Source organism: Micromonospora sp. NPDC000207, from assembly GCF_040300925.1.
Taxonomy (GTDB): domain Bacteria; phylum Actinomycetota; class Actinomycetes; order Mycobacteriales; family Micromonosporaceae; genus Micromonospora.
The window spans coordinates 45,007-53,051 of record NZ_JBEPEQ010000028.1 but is presented as its reverse complement, the minus strand read 5'-3'; the positions used below and the strand labels follow the sequence as shown (position 1 = coordinate 53,051).

7 protein-coding genes and 1 pseudogene are annotated in these 8,045 nt (G+C 70.2%); 5 read left to right on the top strand and 3 right to left on the bottom strand.

The window, feature by feature from the left end:
* Positions 1 to 139 precede the first annotated feature (139 nt).
* From proC to ABT336_RS09725, 4 genes and pseudogenes are all read left to right on the top strand, one after another.
* Entirely contained in the window at positions 140 to 958 is an 819-nt protein-coding gene (gene proC, locus ABT336_RS09740; protein WP_350896110.1) for a pyrroline-5-carboxylate reductase, read from the top strand.
* Positions 959 to 1,004: 46 nt separating this feature from the next.
* Positions 1,005 to 1,355 carry a DUF2203 domain-containing protein gene (locus tag ABT336_RS09735; protein WP_350896109.1) on the top strand — a complete coding sequence of 117 codons (351 nt, stop codon included), beginning with the start codon at positions 1,005 to 1,007 and terminating at the stop codon, positions 1,353 to 1,355.
* A gap of 76 nt (positions 1,356 to 1,431) precedes the next feature.
* Positions 1,432 to 1,803: pseudogene (locus tag ABT336_RS09730) on the top strand (DEAD/DEAH box helicase); the annotation flags it as partial.
* 285 nt (positions 1,804 to 2,088) lie between these two features.
* Positions 2,089 to 2,652: a PIN domain-containing protein gene (locus ABT336_RS09725; RefSeq protein ID WP_350896108.1), complete on the top strand. Its 564-nt coding sequence runs from the start codon at positions 2,089 to 2,091 to the stop codon at positions 2,650 to 2,652.
* Between the two features lie 32 nt (positions 2,653 to 2,684).
* Here the strand turns inward: ABT336_RS09725 and ABT336_RS09720 are convergent, their stop codons facing one another.
* Together ABT336_RS09720 and ABT336_RS09715 are read right to left on the bottom strand one after the other, a co-directional pair.
* Entirely contained in the window at positions 2,685 to 3,518 is an 834-nt protein-coding gene (locus tag ABT336_RS09720) for an exonuclease domain-containing protein (protein ID WP_350896107.1), read from the bottom strand.
* Positions 3,519 to 4,078: 560 nt separating this feature from the next.
* Positions 4,079 to 5,098, bottom strand: a complete 1,020-nt coding sequence (locus ABT336_RS09715) for a DUF4397 domain-containing protein (RefSeq protein ID WP_350896106.1) — start codon at positions 5,096 to 5,098, stop codon at positions 4,079 to 4,081.
* Positions 5,099 to 5,450: 352 nt separating this feature from the next.
* Between ABT336_RS09715 and ABT336_RS09710 the strand changes: the two genes are divergently transcribed.
* The gene (locus ABT336_RS09710) at positions 5,451 to 7,055 is read left to right on the top strand and encodes a glycosyl hydrolase family 18 protein (RefSeq protein ID WP_350896105.1); all 1,605 of its coding nucleotides are present in this window, start codon (positions 5,451 to 5,453) and stop codon (positions 7,053 to 7,055) included.
* A 63-nt stretch (positions 7,056 to 7,118) separates the two neighbouring features.
* Here the strand turns inward: ABT336_RS09710 and ABT336_RS09705 are convergent, their stop codons facing one another.
* The gene (locus tag ABT336_RS09705; RefSeq protein ID WP_350896104.1) at positions 7,119 to 7,988 is read right to left on the bottom strand and encodes a lytic polysaccharide monooxygenase auxiliary activity family 9 protein; all 870 of its coding nucleotides are present in this window, start codon (positions 7,986 to 7,988) and stop codon (positions 7,119 to 7,121) included.
* Between the last annotated feature and the right edge of the window lie 57 nt (positions 7,989 to 8,045).

Sequence of the window (8,045 nt, the reverse complement as noted above, 5' to 3'; positions counted from 1 at the left end):
TTAAGCGGGTCCCGGTGGTGGGGTACGCCGCGGCCGTTGTTTTCTTGGGTTGGTGCGGCGACCCACGGGGGCCGGGGGGGGCCGAGGCGGCCCGCCGCGTCGCCGATCAGGTACAGGGCGGACAGGGGGATACGAACCGATGGCGAAATCGGTGCACACCGTCGCGGTGATCGGGGCGGGCAAGATCGGCGAGCTGGTCCTCTCCGGGCTGCTCCGCTCGGGTTGGCCGGCCGACCGGCTGCTGGCCACCGCCCGACGACCAGAGCGCGCCGAGGAGCTCGCCTCCCGGTACGGCATCCGGGTGGTCGACAACCACACCGCCGTCGAGACCGCCGAGGTGCTCGCCGTCGCCGTCAAGCCGCAGGACGCCGCCACCCTGCTGGAGGAGATCGGCCCCAAGGTCCCCACCGACAAGCTGGTGATCTCCCTCTGCGCGGGCCTTCCGACCGGTTTCTTCGCCCGTCGACTCCCCGAGGGCACCCCTGTCGTACGGGTGATGACCAACACCCCGGCCCTGGTGGACGAGGCGATGACCGCCATCTCGGCGGGCGTCCACGCCACCGGTGAGCACCTGGCCCTGGCCGAGGAGATGTTCACCCCGCTGGGCGTGACCATCAGGGTCCCCGAGTCCCAGCAGGACGCGGTGACCGCCCTCTCCGGCTCCGGGCCGGCCTACTTCTACCTGCTGGTCGAGGCGATGGTCGACGCGGGCATCCTGCTCGGGCTGCCCCGGCAGGTGGCACACGAACTGATCGTGCAGACCGCGATCGGCTCGGCGGTGATGCTGCGCGACTCCGGGGAGCACCCGGTGAAGCTGCGCGAAGCGGTCACCTCGCCCGCCGGCACCACCATCTCCGCCATCCGGGAACTGGAGCGACACAGCGTACGCGCGGCGCTCCTGGCCGCCCTGGAGGCTGCCCGGGACCGGGCCCGAGAGCTGGCCGCCCAGTCCGACTGAGCCGGGGCGGTACCTGCGACGGTGACCGATACCGCATACTGGCCCGGTGTTCACCCTCGCCCAGGCCAGGTCCCTGGTCTCCACCCTGCGACCCCGGATCGACGAGCTGATCCGGCTCCGGGCCGACCTGACCGAGCTGCGCACCGACCTGGCCGACCACGGCGTCTCCGTGCTCGGCGGGCGTGCCGAGGTCAAGGCCCTGGAGGCGCGGCTGCACGCCGTGCTGGAAGAGCTGAACGGGCACGACATCCAGGTCAAGGGCATCGCCCCGGTCCTGCTCGACTTCCCCGGCGAACGTGACGGCCGCGCGGTGCTCTGGTGCTGGCTGGAGGGTGACTCCGACGTCAGGTGGTACCACCGCGCCGACTGCGGCTTCGCCGGCCGCCGCCCCCTCTGAGGTCGCTTATTCCCTACTGGACAAAGTCGGGTTTCCGATCAATCCGCAACGAGTGGGCTGCGAGGAGTACGAGTGGATGTCTTCGGTGTGCGTGATCAGCTCATCGGAGACTACCGGGAATTCACATCGAGTTCTGTGGACCCCTGCGATTCTTAGGGTCAGAGAGCATGTCGAGCGCCTCTTCCGGATCAAGGAGCACAGCGGTGACCCGGGGAACCAGCCCCTGCGGCTGCATCAACACCAGCGGGAAGCCATCACGACCGCCCGCGAAGGCCACAGCTACGTGCTCACCACCGGCACCGGCTCGGGTAAGAGCCTTTCGTACATCGTGCCGATCGTCGACCGGGTGCTGCGGGCGAAGGCGGACGGAACGTATCGACCCGGAGTAAAGGCGATCATCGTTCATCCGATGAATGCGCTGGCCAACAGTCAGCTGCACGAGTTGGAGAAGTTCCTCTGCTGGGGCCGTCCAGCGGATGCACCGCCGCCGGTCAGCAGGCCGACGCGTGACCGCCGGTCTGGCCGCATCGTGGTCGGTCACCCTGCGCTACGCCCACCTGGCCGCCGAGCACTTCTGGGGTGCGGTCGAGCAGCGCTGCCCAGGGCGGCTGCCGGCGCCGTGAGGCGTTGGACGAGTTGACGGCGGACGCGATCGACATGGGCGTCTACGACGAAGCGATTCGTCGTGGCCGTCAGTCGTCGGGCGACCAGCCGGACGAGTAACTGCCCACTGATGATCGTTGCCGTGCTGGACGCCTGCGTCCTCGTGCCGAGCGTGCTCGCCGACACCCTGCTGCGCTGCGCCGAGCAGGACCTGTACCGCCCGCTCCGGACCCGGGCGATCCTCGACGAGGTTCGCCGGAACCTGCCGCCGTCGGTGCTGGGTGCCAAGGCCGAACGCAGGGTCGAGGTCATGCGGGAACACTTCCCGAGAGCGATGGTCTCGGGTTATGAGTCGCTCATCCCCGAGATGACCAACGACCCCAAGGACCGCCATGTGCTCGCCGCCGCCGTCGCCGCCGATGCGGAGGTGATCGTCACCGCCAACCTCCGTGACTTCCCGGACCATGCGCTCGCCCCGTACGCCATCGAGGTGCTGCATCCGGACGACTTCCTCTGCCTGCTGTTGGAGGACGACCCGGAACGGATCGCGGACATCGTCGTACAGCAGGCAGAGGCCACCGGCAGGGGCGGACGGCCGAAGCTCGGTGTGGACGACGTCTTGAGCGGCCTGGCCGGATGCCGGGTGATCCGGTTCGCGCACCGGGTCTCCCTTCAACTGGCCGAAGGCCGTTAGCCCCGCCCTGTTCTGGCTGAGAAGTGGTGGTCTTATCGGCGTCGCCGGGTCTCCAGCGGCCACTCCAGGCTGACCGTCTCGTCGCGGCCCTGCCGGTCGAAGTACTCCTGAAGCTCTCGTTTCTGCTCGGCGTACCAGGTGATCTGCGCCCGGTGGAGGGCGTCAGGGAACATCCGGGCGATGCGTTCGTGCCGGGCCGCGATCGACACGGCCATCTCGACGGCGGCACGGGCGTCGTTCGCGGCGTCGTGGGCGGAGCTGAGATCCACCTCGTAGTACCTGCACAGGTCGCCGAGTTGCCGGCTGCCGTACCGGCGAGGTTCGACCTCCTGGTGCAGGATCGAGGGGTCGATGACGACGGCCCGGTCCCAGTCCAGCGGCGCAAGGGCGTGCCGGGCCAGCTCGGCGTGCAACGTCGTGACGTCGTAGTGGGCGCAGAAGGCGACGAGCGGCGTGCCGTCGGCGATCACCTTTCCGATCGCCGCTCCCAACTCGGCCAGCGCCTCCCCGGCCGGCCTTCCGGCGCTGCGCACCATCTCGTCGGTGATCCCGTGGATCTCGGTGGTGCGGGGCGGGATCGGCACGCCCGGGTTGACGAGCCATTCTGCGGTCGTGCCATCGGAGTACACCAAGGCGGCGGAGACGATACGGGCGTCCATCGGCTCGTCGTCGGTGGTCTCGATGTCGAAGCCCACCACCGGCATGTCGTGCCACCCGCGGTGGTCGCCCGGCGGTGGCGCCGTCTCGACCGGTGCGCAGTCATGGTGGTAGGTGGTCCAGCCGCTGCCGAGATTGATCGCCTGTCCGGCTCCAGCCTCCACCCGCCGTCGGCATGTGCCACAGTTGCCGGGGAACCTGTTGATCACGATAGGGACTCCTGGTTCGGTCATGCGGATGTACGGATGCATGTGGGCGTCGGGGTGATGAGGCGCGACGGGCCACGTGCCTGAAGATCTTGAGTCATCGGTCGCGTGGTCGGCACCCACCGGCCGGGGCCACCGTACGACCTCTGTGGACAGTTGGGGATAACCCTTCGTCGGGTGCATCTTCCGGACGGACTCCCGTCAACAGCGACGGGTGCAACTCTGGTGACGGCAAGGCGACAGGTGGGGATCGGTGAGTGATCCCGAGGAGTCGTGGCTCGCTCATACTCACCGCCCGTAGGCTTAAGGATGCTTGCCTACTGCGTCGCCTACAGGCTGGTTCGGGGGCATCTGGTGTACGCCTCCGGCGAACACCCGCAGCCACGGCACGTCGTACGTAACGCCGGGATCGCGATCCTCTGTCATGCAATCGACCTGGCTGCCGAGCCGCTCGAACTCCTTGCTCAGGTCGCCTCGGTGGCCACCGAGGTCACGCGTGCGGGTTGTGCTCGTGCGGATGCTTCGTGCTGATCGGAGCTGACGCGTAGGAATCGATCGAGCGCCTACCGGTGATCCCGGGTGGAGGGTCGGCGGCGGGCCTCGGAGAGCCCCTGTCGTCGCCGGAGGGCCAGTACCCCGACGACCAGCAGGGCAGCGCCCACACCCCCCACCACCCACTGGTACGTTCCGGCGGGCCCTGCCGACCCCCCGGAGCGGTCACCCGCCTCGGCCTGGGGGGCGGCGCTCGGGGTGTGGTCCCCGGCGGCACCGGTTTCGGGGGCCGGTCCGGAGCCGCTGCGGGGACCCCGCAGTCCGAGCCCGCCGGTCTCGGCGTCCACCCCGCCGGTAGCGACGGTCCCGGCGTCCGAGGCGTCCTCGCGGAGTTCGGTGGTCAGTCCGCCCCGCTCGGCGTCGAGGACCAGCAGGGAGTAGACGGCACCGTCGGTGAGGGTGACCCGGGCGTCGGTGCGGGGGCCGTTCGTTCCGCCCAGCCGTAGCCGCCAGGAACCCGGGTCGACCGACCGGTATCCGGTGGTGGTGGCGAACTGGACGCCCTCGGCGATCACCGGTCCGTCGGCGGCGGCGACGTCCAGGACGGGGGCTCGGACGGAGGCCTGGACCACCCGTACCTTCGCCTGTCCGGCGGGTGGGGGGCTGAGGTCGTCGGCGAGGACCCGCAGGCCGAGGTCGGCGTACCGGCCCACCCCGGCCACCGTGTACGCCTTCCCGGCCCGGACCCCCACCTCGGTGGTGAGCACCGGCTTCTGGTCGGCGGGGGCTCCGGCGGGCCGCATCGCCACTGCGTACCGCCCGGGTGGGACGGGCAGGTACGGCGAGACGACTCCGTACCCGACGGCGGGGAAGACCTGCGGCTCGTCGGTGTCGGGCGCGGTGAGGTACACGTCGACGGCGGGGGTGTCGGGGGAGAGGTGGGCCAGTCGGACGTACCCGACGGGCTTCTCCTGCCCGGTCCGCGACGCGGCGGTGGCCGGCGCGACGGGGGTGAGGATGGGCCCCGCCCCGAGCAGCAACGTGGCGACGACGCCGCCGATCCGGCGGGTCGGGGTACGGGGGACACGCATCACGCCTCCGGAGAGCTGTCCAGGGTGCACGGTGGGTAACCAGAGTCCCGTCTGTGGGACTTCGACGCAAGTCGACAGGGAGTCCGACATCCGATCGATCGAGCCGGGGTCGGAGGTCGTCCGGTAGGAGTCGGATTTCCGCTGGTCAGAGTGGATCGGTGCGTGGGTGGGCAGGGAGGGGGAGCGGTGGCGGCGCGAGGCTCCGCCGGGGTTGGCGGCCGGGCCGCTCCCCGCCCGCACCTCCGCGACCTCGGGAGATCGAAGTAGATGCATCTTGACGGAATGGTGAACTGGTGAGTAGCGTCTCACCCTAAATTAGTAAACCTTCCTAACTGTTAGAGGAAGAGGCGTCATGAACAGACCGCTCCGCCGCGCCCTCTGGCTCGGCACCGTGCTGGCGGTGACCGTCGCCCTGATCCCGATGACCTCCGCCTCCGGTGCCGGCTCGGTCACCGCCGCCTTCACCAAGGCACAGGACTGGGGGACCGGTCACGAGACGAAGGTGACCATCACCAACAGCTCGACCAGCACCCTCGCGACCTGGCGCATCGAGTTCCAGCTGCCCGCCGGTACCACGATCGCCAGTTCCTGGGACGCCGACGTGACCGCCAGCGGCAACCGCTACGTGGCGGTCAAGAAGAGCTGGGCCGGCAGTCTCGCCCCCGGTGCCTCGTTCAGCTGGGGTTACAACGGGACCGGGGCCTACCGCGCCCCGGTGACCTGCACCATCAACGGCGCGGCCTGCGGTGGCGGCACCCCGCCGCCCACCACCCCGCCACCGACCACCGCCCCGCCGACCACGCCCCCACCGACGACCCCGCCGCCGACCACCCCGCCGGACCCGAACAAGAAGGTCGTCGGCTACTTCGCGCAGTGGGGCGTCTACGGCCGCAACTACCACGTGAAGAACATCCACACCAGCGGGTCCGCCGGCAAGCTGACCCACATCCTGTACGCCTTCGGCAACACCACCGGAGGCCGGTGCACCATCGGGGACAGCTACGCCGACTACGAGAAGGCGTACACCGCCGCCGACAGTGTCGACGGCGTCGCCGACACCTGGGACCAGCCGCTGCGCGGCAGCTTCAACCAGCTGCGCAAGCTCAAGAAGATGCACCCGCACCTGAAGGTGATCTGGTCCTTCGGGGGTTGGACCTGGTCCGGTGGCTTCACGCAGGCGGCGCAGAACCCGACCGCCTTCGCCGAGAGCTGCTACAACCTGGTCGAGGACCCGCGCTGGGCCGACGTCTTCGACGGCATCGACCTGGACTGGGAGTACCCGAACGCCTGTGGCCTCACCTGTGACGCCAGCGGGCCGGCGGCGTTCAAGAACGTGGTCGGCGCGGTGCGGTCCAAGTTCGGTTCCTCGGCGCTGGTCACCGCCGCCATCACCGCGGACGGCAGCAACGGCGGAAAGATCGACGCCGCCGACTACGCCGGAGCGGCGACCCACCTCAACTGGATCATGCCGATGACGTACGACTACTTCGGCGCGTTCAGCCCGCAGGGACCCACCGCCCCGCACTCACCGCTGACCTCGTACACCGGCATTCCGCAGCAGGGGTTCTGGTCGGACGCGGCGATCCAGAAGCTCAAGAGCAAGGGCATCCCGGCCAACAAGCTGCTGCTCGGCATCGGCTTCTACGGCCGGGGCTGGACCGGGGTGACCCAGACCGCGCCGGGCGGGACCGCCACCGGACCGGCACCGGGCACCTACGAGCAGGGCATCGAGGACTACAAGGTACTCAAGAACACCTGCCCGGCCACCGGCACCGTCGGCGGTACGGCGTACGCCAAGTGCGGCAGCAACTGGTGGAGCTACGACACCCCGCAGACCATCGGCGGGAAGATGACGTACGCGAAGAACCAGGGACTCGGCGGGGCCTTCTTCTGGGAGCTCTCCGGGGACACCGGCAACGGTGAACTGATCGGCGCGATCCGCTCCGGTCTGGGCTGATCCGGCCGGCCGCTCGCATCAGGGGCCCCTCGTCGACGGTTCGCGTCGGCGAGGGGCCCGCTGCTATCCGACGAGCCAGAGGGCGGGGGTGGTCGGCGGCTCCCACCCGACCAGGGCCGTGTGCGCCTGGCGGCACCGGTACGTCCGGCCGGCGTGGCCGACCTGGTCGCCGACGGCGTACGCGGTCCCCGCCCGCCAGGCCGGAACGCCGGTCGGCGGTGCGGTGGTCGGCGGGGGAGTGGTCGGCGGCGGTGCGGTGGTGGGCGGTGCGGTGGTCGGCGGGGGCGGGGTGGTCGGTGGGGTGCCTCCGAAGGTGACGTCGGAGCAGGTGTAGAAGGCCTCGGGGCTGTCCGAGCGCTGCCAGATCGAGTAGACCAGGTGCCGGCCGGAGCGCTGCGGCACCCGGGCGGTCATCCGGTAGGAGCCGTCGGTGAGCGCCGGGTCGGTGGCGGTGTGGAACACCTCCAGGTCGGCCCAGGTCAGCGGGCGGGTCGGGTCGTACCCGGTCCGGGTCAGGTAGAGCGTGAAGGTGCCCCGGTGCGGGGCCGTGGCGCGGTAGGCGAAGTTCCACGTGCCGCCGGAGGGCAGTGCGGTCGCCGGCCAGTCGGCGCGGGCCAGGTCGAACCCCCGGTACTTGTCGCGGTTGGCGCTGCACAGGCGGCCGTCCGGGATGAGCTGCCGGTGGTTGCCGGCGGCGTTGGCGATGTTCACCTCGTGCCAGTCGTACACCGCCTGGGTGCCGCCGGTGGCCACGGCCGCGCGGCAGGCGGCGGAGTCGGGGGTCTCCGCCCCCTCCAGGAAGCAGGTGTACGTCCGGCTGGCCGGCGACTGCATGCTGCCGTGCGCCGCCGCCGAGCCGGTCAGGCCGACGGCCAGCGCCGTGGGGAGGACACCGAGGGTGGTGGCGATCAGGGCCTTGCGACGTCGTCTCATGACGACCTCCACTGTTAGGAAAGTTAACAAAAAGTGTCCGCCGTCGAGGCGTGTCGA

Coding starts and splice junctions, on each gene's coding strand:
- ABT336_RS09710 (WP_350896105.1), top strand. CDS start 5,451: ATGAACAGACCGCTCCGCCGCGCCCTCTGGCTCGGCACCGTGCTGGCG.
- ABT336_RS09725 (WP_350896108.1), top strand. CDS start 2,089: ATGATCGTTGCCGTGCTGGACGCCTGCGTCCTCGTGCCGAGCGTGCTC.
- ABT336_RS09715 (WP_350896106.1), bottom strand. CDS start 5,098: ATGCGTGTCCCCCGTACCCCGACCCGCCGGATCGGCGGCGTCGTCGCC.
- ABT336_RS09705 (WP_350896104.1), bottom strand. CDS start 7,988: ATGAGACGACGTCGCAAGGCCCTGATCGCCACCACCCTCGGTGTCCTC.
- proC (WP_350896110.1), top strand. CDS start 140: ATGGCGAAATCGGTGCACACCGTCGCGGTGATCGGGGCGGGCAAGATC.